The 17,892-nt window shown below is 36.3% G+C and carries 13 protein-coding genes and 4 pseudogenes; 3 read left to right on the top strand and 14 right to left on the bottom strand.

Features of this window, described 5'->3' with window-relative positions:
- Positions 1-353: hypothetical protein (locus G8761_RS26870; RefSeq protein WP_420800290.1), on the top strand; the 353-nt coding region annotated here is incomplete at its 5' end.
- A gap of 324 nt (positions 354-677) precedes the next feature.
- On the opposite strand, the pseudogene G8761_RS27495 reads toward G8761_RS26870, so the two are convergent.
- From G8761_RS27495 to G8761_RS25675, 6 genes and pseudogenes are all read right to left on the bottom strand, one after another.
- Positions 678-1,126: pseudogene (locus tag G8761_RS27495) on the bottom strand (DUF3231 family protein).
- Between the two features lie 146 nt (positions 1,127-1,272).
- Positions 1,273-1,485: a DUF3231 family protein gene (locus G8761_RS27765; RefSeq protein ID WP_275940743.1), complete on the bottom strand. Its 213-nt coding sequence runs from the start codon at positions 1,483-1,485 to the stop codon at positions 1,273-1,275.
- A gap of 35 nt (positions 1,486-1,520) precedes the next feature.
- A pseudogene (locus G8761_RS27760) lies at positions 1,521-1,670 on the bottom strand (DUF3231 family protein); the annotation flags it as partial.
- 111 nt (positions 1,671-1,781) lie between these two features.
- Positions 1,782-2,956 (bottom strand): annotated as a pseudogene (locus G8761_RS25685) (transposase).
- 345 nt (positions 2,957-3,301) lie between these two features.
- Entirely contained in the window at positions 3,302-4,573 is a 1,272-nt protein-coding gene (locus G8761_RS25680; RefSeq protein WP_166030781.1) for an ATP-binding protein, read from the bottom strand.
- A 479-nt stretch (positions 4,574-5,052) separates the two neighbouring features.
- Positions 5,053-6,243, bottom strand: a complete 1,191-nt coding sequence (locus tag G8761_RS25675) for a macrolide family glycosyltransferase (protein ID WP_166030780.1) — start codon at positions 6,241-6,243, stop codon at positions 5,053-5,055.
- Positions 6,244-6,906: 663 nt separating this feature from the next.
- On the opposite strand from G8761_RS25675, the gene G8761_RS25670 reads away from it, so the two are divergent.
- Positions 6,907-8,091: a hypothetical protein gene (locus tag G8761_RS25670; protein ID WP_166030779.1), complete on the top strand. Its 1,185-nt coding sequence runs from the start codon at positions 6,907-6,909 to the stop codon at positions 8,089-8,091.
- A gap of 298 nt (positions 8,092-8,389) precedes the next feature.
- Here the strand turns inward: G8761_RS25670 and G8761_RS25665 are convergent, their stop codons facing one another.
- The 7 genes and pseudogenes from G8761_RS25665 to G8761_RS25635 form a co-directional block, all read right to left on the bottom strand.
- On the bottom strand, positions 8,390-9,466 hold the full coding sequence (locus tag G8761_RS25665) for a helix-turn-helix domain-containing protein (RefSeq protein WP_166030778.1): 1,077 nt from the start codon (positions 9,464-9,466) through the stop codon (positions 8,390-8,392).
- A gap of 455 nt (positions 9,467-9,921) precedes the next feature.
- The gene (locus tag G8761_RS25660) at positions 9,922-10,755 is read right to left on the bottom strand and encodes an SDR family oxidoreductase (protein ID WP_166030777.1); all 834 of its coding nucleotides are present in this window, start codon (positions 10,753-10,755) and stop codon (positions 9,922-9,924) included.
- A gap of 154 nt (positions 10,756-10,909) precedes the next feature.
- Positions 10,910-11,642 (bottom strand): annotated as a pseudogene (locus G8761_RS25655) (SDR family oxidoreductase).
- A gap of 234 nt (positions 11,643-11,876) precedes the next feature.
- Entirely contained in the window at positions 11,877-12,728 is an 852-nt protein-coding gene (locus G8761_RS25650; protein ID WP_166030776.1) for an aldo/keto reductase, read from the bottom strand.
- Positions 12,729-12,765: 37 nt separating this feature from the next.
- A complete protein-coding gene (locus G8761_RS25645) occupies positions 12,766-13,749 on the bottom strand; it encodes an aldo/keto reductase (protein ID WP_166030775.1) in 984 nt (327 codons plus the stop codon).
- On the bottom strand, positions 13,731-14,450 hold the full coding sequence (locus G8761_RS25640) for an NAD(P)H-binding protein (protein ID WP_207789348.1): 720 nt from the start codon (positions 14,448-14,450) through the stop codon (positions 13,731-13,733). The genes G8761_RS25645 and G8761_RS25640 overlap by 19 nt, the downstream gene beginning before the upstream one ends.
- Before the next feature lie 89 nt (positions 14,451-14,539).
- On the bottom strand, positions 14,540-15,457 hold the full coding sequence (locus G8761_RS25635) for an MFS transporter (RefSeq protein WP_338001040.1): 918 nt from the start codon (positions 15,455-15,457) through the stop codon (positions 14,540-14,542).
- Between the two features lie 461 nt (positions 15,458-15,918).
- On the opposite strand from G8761_RS25635, the gene G8761_RS25630 reads away from it, so the two are divergent.
- On the top strand, positions 15,919-16,836 hold the full coding sequence (locus tag G8761_RS25630) for an AraC family transcriptional regulator (RefSeq protein ID WP_166030774.1): 918 nt from the start codon (positions 15,919-15,921) through the stop codon (positions 16,834-16,836).
- A gap of 571 nt (positions 16,837-17,407) precedes the next feature.
- Here the strand turns inward: G8761_RS25630 and G8761_RS25625 are convergent.
- Positions 17,408-17,713, bottom strand: coding sequence for a putative quinol monooxygenase (locus tag G8761_RS25625; RefSeq protein ID WP_166030773.1), 306 nt, complete (start codon positions 17,711-17,713; stop codon positions 17,408-17,410).
- Positions 17,714-17,892: the final 179 nt, after the last annotated feature.

Genomic DNA, 17,892 nt, shown 5'->3' with positions numbered 1-17,892 from the left:
ATTATTTCTTCTGCTCTACGTACTCGGCGTTGCTCCAAACCTATTTTGACAGTAACACAATACTATCCTCCCCACAAATTAGCTTTCTTAATATCCAGGATGGTAATAATGATGATGTGGATAATGAAGATGATGTGGATAATGGTGGTAATAATGATGATGTGGATAATGGTGATACTGTGGATAGTACTGATGATGATAACCAGTATCTTGCGGATAACCAGTATATTGCGGATAATAAGTTGGTTGAATTTGTCTATCCATTTTTATTCCCCTCCTTTTTAAAACCTTTCAAACCAAGATATGTGTTTATTAATAAAAGGGTAATAGGGCAAATATCCATTTTGAAATGATTTATTAGATGATATACCAATTTAACTTTTCGATACCCCAATACATATTATAGATTTCAACGCTTGTTCTACTTGATACAATCTATTTCCAACTCTTTACATTTTCCTATCCCCAATCTTCAAAAAAATTGCTTCTTAAACCTATTCTGCCCTTTAGTTGAGCAAGAAAAAGGGCTGCATCCGCAACCGCTTGTTAAACATAAGCCCCCGTTTATTTAAGTGAAATATTCACAATATAGGGCATTTAGATTACCTTTTTAGTTACCATAACAAAATTAACAGCGATTGCAAAAGCATCGCTGTTTTAGTCACTATTGTTTACATTTAACCACTTCGGTTCCTTAGAGCTTCCCTATCTACATACTGTGGAGGTTGTTTCAACCACCTGTTTTCAATCATCAATTTAAATCCATCATTCCCATATTGAAGTATTTCAGCCACTAACCTTGTATAATGTCCACCTAAATCCTTTCTTAGGCTTGCCCCAATTGAAGCACCGTACCCAGCAACACTAAATTCGTTTAGACTAAGCGTCTGAAACATCATTAGCTTATCTGAAAATGGTGCATCAACGGATTGAGATATGGTAGAATCCCATGTACTCGGTAAAGGACCACCATCTTCTACTAACATTTGTCTAAATACAGTTTCATGCTTTCCGCTATTTCAGTACCTCTCTCCAAATACTTTCTAACTTCGGGTGATTTAGCTACTTGAGAAAAACCAGATACAAATGTTCTGCCAATTGAGTTTGACTCCGGATTTTTAGAAATATGTGCTAAATCAATGGCAGTTAAAGGTCGACGTTTACCAATTAATCATGATAGAAATGTTCACTTTGTAGGTATCAGCTTTTTCCATTGGAGCAATGGCAGGTGAACGGATAAAGGCACCCTTTTTAAGAAGTAAATCACAACTGTCATTGTAAAGTTTCAAACATTTCGGAAGTTTTCGCAAAAAAATATAATATATCCTTTCGTGCCAATACTTCAAGTAAAGCTGCTGCAGCTGCTGTTCCAGCCGCAGCCATGTATTTAATATATCGCAAGGTAAAAAGGTCTGAATATAATCGGCCCACATTTAAGTTTACATCTTCTTGTGTGAATCCAATAGGTATTGCATGATTTTCCATTTCAAAAACTCTTTTAACTTCGTTTAATAACAAATTTACAATTTGTTAAGGCGGTTTCGATGATGTCTGTTAGCATCTGCATCTTCATTTACGTTGGCAAAATGCTGGTCGATACAATAAGCCATTGAATTCTGCATATAAGCACTCCATAATGCAGCAACTTCTGAGCAAATAAGTTTTGGTTTATTTTGACTTAAACTCCATTAATTTTTTCTTATTATTTGAGTTAATTTCATAATTGTTTTTTAGAATGATTAAGCTGACCGAATTTTTAATGCTATTTAAAAAAAAAAAAATTAAGCAGCCATTTTCATTTCTCTCATTGGTTTATTGATTCTATCTACAGCCAGTTTTGTGAGTTTGTCCCCAAGAGTAATTAAATCAAAATGAACTTTTGCCTTTTTGCCAGTTCGGTATCGAACATTTTTAATTTGAAGAACTCTTTTAAATACGCATTCACTCGTTCAACCGCAGTTCTTTGTTTATAAAGTTTTTTCCAAGCTTCAGAACCTCGTCCAGGAGCAGTATATCTTCGAATATCAGTATCAATCTTTACTTTATAGACATTCTGCCATAGAGAATCATTGGATAATGGGCAGGTTTCACACTCTTTTGGTCTTTCTTACTTCAATGAGCGATACTTTTCATCATAACTTTCGTATCGATAAGAATGTTCTCTCACACATGTCGGGGCAAAATGTTCATCAAAGCCAATCATTTCACCTTCATTCCGCTTATTATAGGCGATGATTCCATAAGCTTTCATATTCAGAAGTTGTTGATAGATTGGCACATAGTCATAACCAGCGTCCATAAGACTGTAACGAATGGGTAGAGAAGGAAGCCCTTTCCTGGATCCCTTTAAGGAGAGTAATGGCTGCTTTTCCATCGTTCAAACTAGCAGAGGTCATCATTGGTTGTAAGATGTACTGACTGCTTGTTCCCACTGCTAGATGTGCCTTGAAGCCGAACCAAAAGGTATTTTTACCTTCGCTATGTTTCTTTATACCCCAATTGGGCTCTAACGGAGCCTCAGTTCGTAAGGTCTCTAAGCTAATGGGCAGGCTTCTATCGTCTTTTCGTAAATCGATTTTTGATTTTCTCTTTCTTGTACTTCTAATTGAAAGGCTTCGTGTTCGCTTAATTTAGAAGTAAGTCTAGAAAAGGATGCTTCTGAAGGAATTCGATCCGAAAATAGAAAGCCACAATCCAAACGAAACATAAAATCCTGAGTAAGACGTTTAATTAGATCTTTAATTGTAGGTATTCTTTCAAGAAAACGAGCTACCAATGCATAAATCATGGCAGGATAATTAAGTTCTGTCGGTGCACCGTAAACAGACTTTTTATTAACTGCAAATAATAATGGTTCAAAGTGAAGAGTAGAAAAAATTGCTTCAAACCGCTTAGATGGTTCCAATTCATAAAAATCCTGCATGTCAAACAGGCTTTCTTGTCGTATAATAGACATGGGAGAAACCTCATTTCCATTCTTGTTTTTGTTTGTTTGGTCACTTACATTATACAAGAATTTGGGGAGGTACTCCTTTTTTCATGTCCTAAAACGCTTGGAAGACAAGGGATTTGAATTATGAAATTCATTCATTTACTAAATCATTAAAAAGTATGAGGTAAAAAGGGATTGATTATATCTAATTGTCACTTGCCCATTGTTCGCATACTATCTTTATCTAATGGGGCGGGTTAGTTCAGTAAATAAAAAAACGGATTGCCTGCAGCAATCCTTTTATTAACAGTCTCTTGATGAACGTATTAAAATTTTGCGCAAGCCAGAAAAGGTAAATTCTGAAACATTTTAAGATACAGGGTTGTCGTAACACAGTGGTAGTCTGAGGGAAAAACAGGTTCCTTTTCCTTGTTCACTTGAAACTCTAATGTTCCCGTACATTCCTTTTATAATGCTAAACGACACCATCATACCAAGTCCTGTTCCCTTTTCTTTTGTTGTAAAATAAGGCTCGCCGAGGCGATTGATCTGCTCTTGTGTCATACCTATTCCTTCATCTCGAATATCAATTTGCACAGTATCAGATGTATTACTTAGATGGACATGTAATTGCCCATTCGTAGACGTAGATTCAATTCCATTTTTCAATATATTAATCAAACACTGTTGGAATTTTTTTTTATCTCCTCTAACAAACAAATTATCAGGTTCTAATAAACACAGTTCTATTGATACACCATTCATATTTGCATACGGATTAATTATATTTACTGCTCTGTGAATCTCATTAGAAACACTTATCATTTCATTTTTTTCAGGTGCAGGTTTCGCAAATGTTAAGTAATCATTAATGATTTCTGTGGCTCTATCCAATTCTAGAAGTGCAATATTTACATATTCCTTTCTTTTCTGCACGGAGCCTTCTTCAGATAGCATTTGGATAAATCCTTTGCTAACCGTGAGTGGGTTCCTAACTTCATGCGAGATACTCGCTGCAAGATGGCTAACAACTTCAAGCTTTTCTGCCTTTATTATCTCTTGTAATACATGAAAATTTTTTCTTATTACTTCATAAAGCAGTGTGGTAATAACCATTGCGATTAAATTTATCACACTATATTCTATTCGCATAATTGTTTTAATATGGATTCCAAATATCAATTCGGATAAAACAATTGGCATCATTGTTGATATAAGTACCACTAATATATTTACTATTATTTTAATTTTTAAAGACATATCTAAATAGAACTTTGATAAATAGAATAACAAAATATATTGCAGTGAAAAAACTATAAGTACTACATAAAAACCGTTGCCGCCAATGTAAAAACGCATTATTAATAGTACAATTAATAAAGTAATTCCTAATCTTTTACCATGGTATAATGTTCCTAAAACAAAAGGAATACCGCGAAGATCCCATGTGAAATCCCGACCCATGCCAATAGGAAACAGCATACACAGAACAAGAGATAGAACAGGAAAAATCGAAAAAATCCACTTTATTAATTTTTCTTGTTGATAAGCAAACTTTAATAAGTAAAACATTTGAACTGAGAATAAAGGAATAAGGATACATAAAAAGTTAATAAGTAAATCTTTCGTTACAAGTGTCATAACATCTCCTCAATATTTAAAATAAAAAAATTCAACTAATTCGAATAATATCACAAATCAGGGGATTTAACAGGAAAATTGCTGATTTGAGAGAAATACTAAACCCGTGCTAAGCGCGATTTTCCTGACGAAATTTTGGAACTCCGAAAAGACGTGAGTGATTTAATTAATTATTCAGATGAAAATGTAATACATCTGCTAAAAAATTTTGCTGAGTACTATCGCTATTTATGAACTATTATATTTTCTGATATCTATGAAAATGGTAATATCGTCAAGATTAAACAAAAAAAAGGAATTTTAATTTCAAACTTTGAAATTTTAAAGAACTGTTATGTGGAAGCGTTTGAAATTTCATGTTCAATATTACCCCTCTTTCTTGGGATACACATAGTTCCTGTTCCATTACTAAATTAAAAAAGGAATTGCCGGAACGCTAAGAAAAAGCCACCAATAATGGCAGCTGAGAAATTTTATATTTAGATATCATATTGACTTTTAAATTCGAAAATCTCATCAACAGCTTGGTGATACCCCCCCGATTTTTGAAAGGATTCCCTAATATTTGCAACAGCTTTATGGAAAGATGGGTGGTTTAACACATGATCTACTGCTTCACGTAGTTGTTTTGCAGTCAAGCTTTGCATTTGTAATGTAATACCGGCTCCAATATTGGTAACTTGCCCGGCAATCATCGGTTGATCCGCACTTTGTGGGATTACAATTAGCGGAACCCCGTAATAGAGACCTTCGTGGGTACTGTTCATTCCACCATGAGTGATAAATAATTTAGTGTATTTCAGCACCTCAGTTTGTGGAACATAATGTTTTACATTGAAGTTTTTAGGAATCTCCCCCAAATCAGATATTTGAGCTTTTTCCCCAATAGACATGACAACGGTATGATCAGTATTCCCTAATGCCTTAAAACAAAGCTTATAGAAATCAATTGCTTGGTTAAAGACAGTACCCAGTGATATGTAAATTGGGCTTTTCCCCTTGAATACAGTAAGGTCGAAATTTTCTTGTTGTGAACGTGAAGAAATGGATGGGCCTACAAATTTGTATGTTTGGTCAAATGCCTCACTAAAAGGTTGAAACATTCTAGTTGTATAAACTATTGTAAGTGGTGCAGGATTACAAAAAACTTCGTAAGGAGAATGGATCTCCACATCATATTTTTCCTTTACCTTTTCCGTCAGGCTTTGAAATTCATTAACTATTTCTGTAGGAATTGTTTTAGAAAGCTGTTCCAACATTTTATCGAATGATGTTTTTGACTGGGCAAATGAAGTACAAGAATTAATTGCCGGAAGTTTAAGTATTTGTGCAATTAAATATCCACAACCAAACATGGAATCGTGGATGATATAATCGAAATGCTCTCCTTCGATTTGCTCCAGAACACAAGGAATCATGATATCTGCCGTACGCAGAAGACCATTGATTCTTTCAAGTAAATAATTTCTTCCACCTGAGATAAAGGCTTTTAAAAATTTTTGACCATCAAATGTTCGTACGGTAGCTCCCGTCTTCTCAATACGCTCTCGAAATTCTTCAATCGCAAAGTACACTACCTCTTCTCCACGCGAAATAAGCTCTTGCACCACTCCAATAGTTGGATTGATATGTCCTTCTGATCCACCATTAATAAATAAAACACGTGCCATTTCTACCACTCCTTAGTTAAAATGCTCAGTAGATAGTGTAAGAGTATCGGTCACTGTCCCATCCATTACTCGCCTAAAATAATTGAATTAAATTCATCATAGTACAATACTTGAAAATCTCAAATTTTTAATCACTCCTTTTTGAGCTAACCTGCCCCGATAGCTCATTAAGCAAAAAAAGAGCTACCACAGCAACTCTTTTACTCAACGTAAGCCCCCGTTAACTTAAATATATTTCTTCACAAACTTTTCCAGATCGTAAGCAAATATAAGGAAACAATACGAAAGGAACAGGTAATTAATACCTGTTCCTTTCGTGTTTCAATTTCTATTTCTTGGTCAAAAATCGCAAAAAAAATCAATTTTTAGATAATGAAAAAAATTTCGACACAAATTCGATAAATTTATAGTTTTTTTTCAGAATATATTTTATAATCGAAATTATATTAAAAATCAAATGTATGAATATTTTCAATTTTATTCTAACAAACGAAAACAAAAACATCCATTTTCTTCCGTTTGTAAGTATGTACGAATCTCTTTTTAAGCGAAACCAATTCAAACTGAAAATGAACTTCTGGTTTATACATGTTAAAGTCGGAAAAATCAAAAGAGTTGGTTGAAGGGATATGTTTTTCATTTGGGATTTTAAGGAGGATTTATATGACAATTCATGAGCCATTATTTGCAGCAATGTTAGTTCTCGGATTAGTTGCTATAGGAGAATTTGTTTCTGTATTAACCCGAGCAAGAGTACCTATGTTACTAATTGCAATTCTAGGGTTTCTTGTATTAATTTGGACAGGGGTCTTCCCTAAAAATATTGTAGAAACATCGACTTTTAGTCAGATTGGTGTTTTAATGACAGGTCCTTTAATTGTTCATTTAGGTACACTGATTCCATTGTCTTTAATGATTAAGCAGTATAAAGCTGTTCTAATAGCACTGGGAGGAACAGTCGTTTCCATTTGTTTAGTTTTACCAGTTATTTCAATGCTCTTTGGTTATCAAACTGCTGTGGCTGGTATGGGGCCTATTGTAGGGGGAATTATCGCTTTTATTGTTACCTCGACTAGGTTAAAAGAACTTGGTTTTGAAAATTTAGTGGCTATTCCGGCACTTGTCTTAGCTGTCCATAAATTATTTGGAATGCCGGTTGCCTCTTACTTTCTTCGAAAATATGCGATTATTCTACGTGATAAAATGGACTTGGCGGATCCAAAAAGGTATGTTGCAGCTGCGTTAGATGTGCCTTTACATGGTAATTTACCAAAAAGTAAACCAAAAAGGAAATATGAATTTAATACAGCGAATGTTCTTTTATTTAAATTATTTCTTGGTGCTTCTATTGCAACTTTGATAGGGAACTATACCGGAGTAAGTTCCACCATATGGTGTTTAATAATTGGTGTAATAGGCTCCAGGTTTAAATTTTATGACGAAAATATTATGGACAAAGCAAAAGCTTCAAGCATTGCGGTACTCGGAACAATTTTTATTGTGATCGCTTCAATGAGTACCGTAAGCTTCATTCAATTCCTACATTTTATTCCACAGGTGTTGACGATTATAGTAGTTGGCCAAGTCGGTATTGTAGGGGGAGGTTTCATTTTCTCAAAATTATTAAAAATTCACCCTTATAAAGGGATGTCAATGGCCTTAACTGCCATGTTTGGTTTTCCTGCTGATTATATTTTATGTCAGGAAGTTAGCCGCAGTGTTGGCCGAACCGAGGATGAACAACAAACACTCTTAAATGAACTATCCCCGCCTATGTTAATAGCAGGGTTTTCTACCGTAACAGTTGCATCCGTTATCATTGCAAGTTTCTTAGTTAAGACTTTATAAAGTGATTGAAAAAGATATTAAAAGTTAAATGGATATCGTAGAAAAATGAATCCAAGACAACTAGTTAGAGCAGCTACTAAGGATTGAGCACTGTGATGATCGGGCTCAATCCTTTTTGCTTTACTTTCACAACGTTTTTCAAATTAACTTATAAATATTTGATTGAGTTTTTGTTTTTGGAATAATCATTATAACCAGATTATGAAGGATTGCACTTAAACTAAACTGCCCCTATTGTTAAATAACAAAAAGAGCTGCCGAAGCAACTCAATGATCTTCAATGAACGTATACCTTTGCTCACTTTATTTTATCAATCAGCTCCAAATATTGTGTATCTCCATATCCTATTGATGGGAAAACCTCGAATAATCGCTTAAGCAATTCGGATGTAGGTAAATATTTATTTTTTGAAATGTATGTTATGACGGCATTATTTTCTGTCTGCATTTCTAAAAATAACACTATTGCCTGGTACATCACTGGAATTAGTTTATTTGTTGGCTTCATATGATTGATCAATACTTCTTCATAAACCGAATAATAGCTACCTAAAGTAAGCTCCGTTTGGCTTACTTTAAATTCATCCTCTCTAAAGCTATTAAAAAACACTTTACCTTTATACTGAGACTGTTCAAGATACGCAAGGATAGTTAGCAGATTCATTTGACAAAACATGTCTTCCCCAAACCATAAAACAATATAGTTATAGTTTTTCTTAAACAGATTATTTAAGGGCTTTATTACCTTGTTGCTATAATTTTCAACAGACACACAATGTCCGGATGCTCTCGTTTGTATAAATGCATAATCGAAAATGGATGTCGTAGTTGCATTTACACACATTGCTTCATTGAAAGGTACATAATCAGAATCTCCCATAAGTTTTTTATTACTAAACTCATCATACATTAATTGACCGTTTAATATGTTCAGTACATCTTGGTCAAATAATTCCCTATTCCTATTTTTTAATTGTTCAACTTCAGTTTCTCTAGATTTATTCATACTGTTACCATCCTCACTCTGATGAATAGTGAGTTTAGCAAATGATTGAACAGGCATTTGATTGAACTGAAATTCTCTAGGACTAACACCAAATACTGTTTTAAAAGTCCTACTGTAGGCTTCTTGCGAAGAATAATTATAATCAAGGGCAATATCAATTATCTTCCGATTATTTGCTAAATCCTTCGTAGATAAATACACCCTTCTAAAAAGAATGTAGCGTCTAATGCTTATACCTGTTACCTGATGAAATTTAAAAGAACAATAATAAGGGGAATATCCCATATAACTAGCTAAGCCTTCTAACGAAAATTCACTTTTAATATTTTCCTCAATCCAATCAATCATCAACTGTATATATTCATTCATTTGCATCACTCCTAAGTTAAATTATAGATTACATGGATTTTATTCTTTTGATAGTTGTTGTGCTGTAACATAATACTGTTCCACAAAAATATTTCCATTTAAGCATAAACAAATCGCTCTTATAAAGAAAAGCCTATCCAAAACTTTTTTGTATTGGATAGGCTTTGTTTGTAATGGAAACACCATTTATTTATGGTAATGTTCATTCCGTTAAAATCAATCATAAATATCCCACTATAATGAAATTGCTGTTCAATTAATCTGCCAAATAATGAAATAAGAGCTGATCTCTCAGCTCCATTACTTTGTTTAACGAACGCCCCCGATAGTTTAAGTACATTACTTCACAAACTTTTCATCTTTTATATTTCTTATACAAACATCATTATCCTTTACTAAGAACACTTTACTCCCTCTGCCAACAGCATAATCATATTTCGGTATTGAGATTCCTTTCATTGTTCTGTTTGTTTAAGTGGTCCGTAAAAATAAGAAGCCGTAGCTCCACCGTCAATTAGGAAATCAGATCCGGTGATGAAAGCTCCATGTGGCATCAACAGCAGCTCAGCAACATTTGCAACTTCATCAGCTGTTCCTGGACGTCCGGCAGGACACTTTGCAAACATATTCTTATAGAAATCTCCTCTTGGACCATTGAATTCGTCTATAGCCAATGGCGTTACAATAATCCCTGGTGAAATGGAATTGATACGAGCGTTTTTCTCCCCCCAACGTATAGATTCAAACATAACTCGTTTCACATTGCACCGTTTCGCAATTTGATAAGCGTGTAATGTGTCCTTGATGTTTTCTGGTCGAAGGACTTCTAAACTAAGGAGTTCTTCAGTTGGTGTGGTTGCCAGCTGTTCATCAATTTCAGTTCCCAATTGAGGCATTCTATGCCCAGACTGACTGGAAATTGTTACACCAACACCTCCAGGAGCTATGACCTTTCCTACTTCCTCCAGCAATACTGCGGTTCCATACAAGTCAACCTTCAAAATCATTTCAATAGGTGCTTGACTCGGTGACACTCCAGCCGCATTGATAAGAGCAGTAATTTCACCGAATTTCTGACCCTCCGCAATCAATTTTAAAATAGATTTTCTGGAAGAAATGTCCGTTTCGACTGGCACCACATCAAATCCGGCTTCTTCCATAATTTTTGCAATAGCCCTGGCATTATCTAAGTTTTTATCACTAACAATAATTTTCTTACCAAAGCCGATTCTTCTTGCTATCGCCATGCCGATCTGTCCAGCACCGGTCCAAAGAATAACTTCTTTCATTGTATACACTCCTTACAGTAATTTAGTATCAATCTATTTTTATGTTATTTCAACAGCCCGCTCCTTCAGTTTCTGTTAGTCCTCCAATTCTCAGACTAGCCCCGTTTTGAAGCTTTGATATTGCTGACGGCATCTTTTGATATAGCCATATTCCCTAACGCTCCTGGCTCGTTGGACGAATAATCATTTCATTTATTGCTACATCAGAAGGTTGTTCAATTGCAAAAACAATGGCACGGGCAATGCTTTCAGCATCAATGGCAACATCTTCATAAAGTTTATCAATTCCAGGTTTTAAATCCATATCGGTAATCAAATTAATTAATTCAGACTGAACTGCGCCTGGTGAGATAATAGTTGAACGAATATTGTTTCCAGCCTCTTCTTTACGCAATCCTTCTGAAATAGCACGCACTGCGAACTTAGTTCCAGCATAAACGGTGCTCCCAGGACTTACAAAGTGTCCTGCTACAGAAGAAAGATTAATAATATGACCGGATTTACGTTCTCTCATTGTTGGAAGAACAGCAGCAATGCCATAAAGCACTCCTTTAATATTGACATCAATCATCTTGTTCCAATCATCAATCTATTTCTTATAAAGAAATGAATGTGGCATGACTCCGGCATTATTGACCAGTACATCGATTTTTCCAAATTGTTTAAGAGCAGTCCCTGCGAGTTCCTCCATTTGTTCATTCGAAGTCACATCGGTAACTTTGACCGCCAGTATGTTGAATGTCTTGTTGTAATTTTTTTAAACGGTCTTCACGGCGCGCTACAAGAACAAGTTTTGCGCCTTTGGAGGCAAGTTTTTTTGCAGTTGCTTCTCCGATCCCACTGGATGCACCTGTAATAATGACATTTTTATCTTGAATATTAGACATATCAAAAAACATCCTTTCGTTATTTTTATTTTTCTTTTGAGAATACTTCTTTTGCTACTGTCATGGTTGACATCGCCTTCGCCCAAAACTTCTATTCCTTACGCAACAGACTTTAATGGAAAAAGCGTGTGTAGAATTCACACGCTTTTTTATGGATTCAACACCTTAATAGTCAACAGTATTTAGGTGAGTAGACTCAACCCAGAATATCATTTTGAGTTGAAAGAATGAACATTAAATATCAAGTTTACGTGTCCCGATCCATTTCACCATTTCAGGGTCTTGATGTGAAAAGAACAAGCTTTGTTTCGTATCTAGGGTAGCAATTTTCTCCATATCTTCTTGGCTTAATTCAAAGTCAAAGATATTGAAGTTTTCAATGATTCTTTCCTTACGAACAGATTTTGGAATCGCAACGACGCCTCTTTGTGTTAACCAACGTAAAACCACCTGTGCAACGGATTTATTATAATTTTTTGCAATTGATATCAAAGTTTCGTTCTGGAACATGTTATTTTTTCCTTCAGCAAACGGTCCCCAAGACTCAATCTGAACATTGTTCTCTTTCATAAAGTTATGACTTTCAATTTGTTGATTAAAAACATGTGTTTCGACCTGATTTACTGCGGGAACAACGTCATTATGAATGATTAAATCAATTAGGCGGTCTGGATAGAAGTTACTTACTCCGATTGCTTTGATTTTTCCCTCCCGGTATAATTCCTCCATAGCTCGCCAAGAACCATATACATCGCCGAATGGCTGATGAATCAAATACAAGTCTAAGTAATCCAATTGAAGTCTTTTTAGTGAATTGGCAAATGCTTTCTTAGTGGTCTCATAACCAGCATCCTGTACCCAAAGTTTTGTGGTGATGAATAATTCCTGTCTTGGCACACCGCTCCGCTTGATTGCTCTGCCGACTGCTTCTTCATTTAGATAAGAGGCTGCCGTATCGATTAGACGATATCCTGCCATAATCGCATCGTAAACAGCTTGTTCACATTCATTTTCATCCTGCATTTGAAAAACCCCAAAACCAAGTATTGGCATTTCAACCCCATTGTTTAAGGTTACTTTTTGCATAAAAAATTCCTCCTGTTAATTAAATTTTTAGTATCTTTTATTTTCCGACTCTATTTGCGTATTCTGCCGGGTAGCGCTCTCCCAAAATTTCAATTTTTGATAGTGCGTCCTTCAAATCATGTAGTTCTTCAGCTGTCAGCTCAACTTCCGCTGCGCCAAGATTTTCTTCCAGGCGTTCCAGTTGCCTTGTACCGGGAATCGGAACAATCCATGGCTTCTGAGTAAGCACCCATGCTAATGCGATTTGAGCAGGGGTTGCATCTTTCCCTAGTGCAATCTTCTTTATCAGATCGACCAATATCTGAATCACTTCGATATTTTCCGGTTTGAAGCGAGGAACAATACTGCGAAAATCGGAGCTAACGAATGTTGCATTTTTATTAATTTTTCCTGTAAGGAAGCCCTTGCCCAGAGGACTGAACGGAACAAAGCCTATTCCAAGTTCTTCAAGGGTAGGCAATAGTTGTTCTTCAGGACTTCTCCACATCATGGAGTATTCACTTTGAATCGCAGTCAAGGGCTGAACTGCATGCGCACGGCGAATCGTTTGTACTCCTGCTTCAGAAAGCCCCCAATATTTAACCTTACCTTCTTTGATTAGGTCTTGAACAACTCCGGCTACTTCCTCAATTGGCACGTTTGGATCAACCCTATGCTGATAGTAGAGGTCGATGGTGTCAACTTTTAGACGATTTAATGAGCCTTCAACTGATTGGCGAATGGTCTCCGGCTTGCTGTCAAGTACCTGCTTGCCATTTTCCATTTGGATACCGAATTTGGTGGCAATGACCACTTTTCCCTTGAAAGGTTTAAGTGCTTCACCAACCAACTCTTCATTCACATATGGACCATAAACTTCGGCGGTGTCGAAGAAAGTGACGCCTCGATCAATAGCTGCATGAATCAGCGCAATCATCTCTTTCTTGTCCGATGCCGGACCATAACCATGACTCATTCCCATGCAACCAAGCCCGATTGCGGAAACTTCTAAGCCGCTATTCCCTAACTTACACCTTTGCATATTTTTTCTCTCCTTTCTATTCTATTAATGATTAGCTTATGCCTCTCAACATTACTCTTAATAGAATGATGGCTTCGCCAATCTGTATTTGGTTCACTTACTCCTAGACTGGTTAGAAAATATTTATCACTTTTTTCTTTAATAATATCTATGATTAATTGAGTTACAGCTTGACGTGTAACTTGTGCACCAACAAACGACTCTCCTTTTTGGGTAATCATATTTTTAGTATTCCTATTCTCGTTGTAAAGCCATGTCAATCTTAATAGTGTATAATCCAGCTTTGAACTTTCTAATAACCGTGCTGATTCAATCTGGGACTGCATTCTGGGGCTTCCGCCAATCATACGTTTATTCCATTCTCCGAAAGCTCCCTGCACTTCATCATATATTCCAAGAACCGATGCCGCGATTACTCTTTTTACTCCTGCATCATACATGACATCAATGATTGTTTTTGTTGATTTATCATCACCCATGTCGTTAATATATACAAGGTCAACTTCTTTCATAGCATAGATTAGTTTATCCTTGTCTTTAAAATCACCGTCATAGACAACTTCACGGTTATCGTCATTAACGTTTAAACGCTTATGAGCGTTTCTTGCATAAAGAACGATTGAATGGTCAGTTGTATTGAGTAATTCATTATGAAGCATACGGGCTATTTGACCTGCTGCTCCTAAAATCAATACTTTCATAATTCACACTCCTCTTTTAATAAATTTGCCAATAGTATATTTAAATCTTACGAAATCTCTTATGTTGTACTAATAGCCCTGTATTAAAATTATCTTTGCGTACTTGCTAACAATCTTTTAAGCCTAAAGGAGACGGACATGACGGCAATCGCCACAGCGACCGAAACAGCTCCAATCCAACAGATTGATAATATTGATGAGCCATCTACTGCAATTCCTCCTATACCAGCTCCTGCAGCAAAGCCGAGCTGCACAAAGGTAGCATTCAAACTAAGCATGATACCGGAGGCTTCCGGCGAGATTGAAAGCAGGTTAAAATTCTGTGTCGGTGCAAAAGCCCATGCAGCAATTGCCCAAACCATAAGTAAAACGATGGCAACAAATGTAGATTTCTCGTCAACCGACAGGAAAGCAAGCGATAAGGCATGTGCAATCATGCTGATGACAAGTGTTCGGTTAGTACCGATTCCATCTGCCATGAAACCGCCCAGCTTGGAACCAATCGAACTTGCGATACCAATTGCAAAGAGTATGGTGCTAACTTCCCCTTCACCCATTGACATGACAGAGGTCAGAACAGGGGTGGTGTACGTATTGACCACAGAATAGCCAATAAACACGAAGAACGTCACGCTAAGGGCGATAGCAACCTTTGGAGTCTTTAACAGGGCAAGTTGCTTTCTTAGAGGAACAGGCGCTTCACTTTCCATAGATGGGATTGATTTTGCGATAGCGATGAATCCCAGCACGGTGAAAATTCCAATTCCCCAGAATATCAATTTCCAGTCATATGCAGAAGCAATTACTCGACCGATGGGAACACCGAGAACAAGGGAGGCACTAAAGCCTAATGCGATATTCGACATTGCTCCAGCCTGTTTTCCCGGTAGTGCAAGATTAGCTGCGGTGGAATAAGAGGTGACGACGAAGACACCAGTTCCGACTCCAAGAATGATCCGCGAAACCATTAGAAAACCGAAACCTGGTAGAACAAGTGTTGAAACAATTCCTAGAAATATGAAAGCAAGAGCAAGTAGTAGCTGCTTTCGCGGTCCAACTTTGCGGTCGCAACCATGAAGATGGGAGTGCCGATTGCGTTGGCAAGAGCAAATACGGTAATAAGCTGTCCTGCCGCTGATAATGATACATCGACGGAAGAAGCTACTTTATCTAGAATGCCAGAGATGACGAATTGTGAGGTGCCAACCAAGAACTGATGAGAGTTAGCATGTATATTTTCCATGTGTTATTTATGGTGTTCTATCTACTCCCTTATCTATAAATTGAAATTTTTTCAAAAAAATAAAGATGGGCCATAACTTGCATTCTTATTATGCAACAAACAAAAATACCACTGGTATCACAATCCTATCAGATGATTGCATAATTCTCTCACAACCATTTACGCAGAAAGTGAGTTTGCCTTATAATGGGACCATCACGAAAGAAGAACAAAAAGGAGGATTTTATGTTTGAACAATTATATAGACAAAGAGTTGAGCTCGCCAAAATTATAGAGGATAACACTGGACGGGACGGTACTCAAATGACTGCTATTCCGTCTTTATTTTTCTCCCGATACTCTAGCGAAACTGGACCAAATTACGGAGTTTACAAGCCTTCCTTATGCATTATTGTTCAAGGGATGAAGGAGGTATTGCTTTTAAAGGAGCGTTTTCAGTATGGTCCTGCCGATTACCTTGTTGCATCCGTTAAGCTACCAATAACCGGACAAGTCACGGAAGCCTCTTCTGAAATTCCTTATCTGGCTCTCAAACTTGAATTCACACCGAGTGAAATATTGGAAGTGTTACGTGAATTCCAAATGGGTGTTGAAAAGAAAGAAAATGCAAAACGAGGAATGTATGTCAGCAAAATAGAGACATCTTTGCTAGACGCAGTAACAAGGTTAGCTCGTTTGCTAGATACTCCTAAAGATATCAAGGTACTTGCTCCTCTAATTAGAAAAGAAATCATCTATAGGGTTCTGCAAGGAGAACATGGGGGGTTATTAAAACAAATAGCAATAGAAGGAAGTTCCACCAATCAAATCAGTGACGTGATCGAACATATCATGAATAACTATGAAAAGTCTTTTAAAATTGAGGAACTTGCAGAAATAGCAAATATGAGTGTTTCTTCTCTTCATCGGCACTTTAAAGAGGTAACGGCAATGAGCCCAATTCAATTCCAAAAACAACTGAGACTACAAGAAGCTCGGAGCCTGTTATTATCCGAATCAGAGGATGCAGCAGATGTCGCATTCCGGGTTGGCTATGAAAGTCCATCACAGTTTAGCCGTGAATATTCGCGTATGTTTGGCTTACCACCTAAAGAAGATGTAAAGCGGTTGAGAGATAACCAAGACAAAACGATAAACCTGTGAATCCCCTTCCTTATGGCGGGGGTCCTTTTGTGTAGAGGAAAAGGACAACTCTCTATAGAGATCATTAAAGTGGAAAATTTGTCGTAACTAACCCAATTGAATATAGATTGTGAATAACTTCACTTAAACTAAACTGCCCCGTTTGTTTAATAAGGAGTTCAACAAAAAAGGCATTAATCCCCTTTTGGATTTAATGCCTTTATAAAAATCTTATAAAATATGATATTGATTGGTTTCGGTTTTGAGTCTTAGCTTGGAAAAATGGACTAGTTTAACTTTTTGGGTTGAATCGCATTTTTCAATGATCTCACAAAATCCAGATGCATATTGAACGATTAATAAATATTCTTTTCCTTGATATAGTACAGGAAGATTTTCCATCATATTATCACATCCATCGCTTTTAAACCCATTTTATTTCCATACCATCAATTTGTCTGTGGATAAAATGTGATAACTATTATAAAAAATCACCAATTTAACTAAATGCCCCGTTTGTTAATTAAGGAGTTCAAAAAAAGGCCATTAATCCTGCTGGATCAACGCACCCGATAGCTCAATTAGAATTCGTTTAAATACCCTTCCCGCCCCTTGTTTTTAGGGTGCTGATTCTCTCCATTCCATTAATGATTGGTTTTGCACGCTTTATTAAAGTTTGGGTAGCTTCAAGAGTTAGAGAGGTTTGATGGGCATTTTCATTACTCCACACTTCATAAACATAAACAGAATTGGGTTCACTTTCAGAAATATTTACAAGGTATATCTCGCATTCATCAAGATTCTTCATTGATTCTGCTGCTTCCAACAAAATATCTACCATTGTTTCACGTTCGCCTTCTTGTACCGTAAACTTACCAAACAAACTGAATTTACTCATTATGGTCCTCCATAATTTTGTGACCTGTCAATTGTTTCTACATCTCATCTCCGTTATCCTGTTATTTCCATTAATAAAAAACAATAAAGGTTCTTTAACTATACTCCCTCAATGAAGAAAGGAAAATCTCCCGTTTTCTCCTGTTTTCTTAGATTTTCATAGTAGTTTACCTTACGGTA

This window comes from Neobacillus terrae (genome assembly GCF_011393025.1).
GTDB lineage: Bacteria > Bacillota > Bacilli > Bacillales > Cytobacillaceae > Neobacillus_A > Neobacillus_A terrae.
Note: the sequence above shows the minus strand (reverse complement) of the source record. Positions and strands in the feature narration are given on the sequence as shown.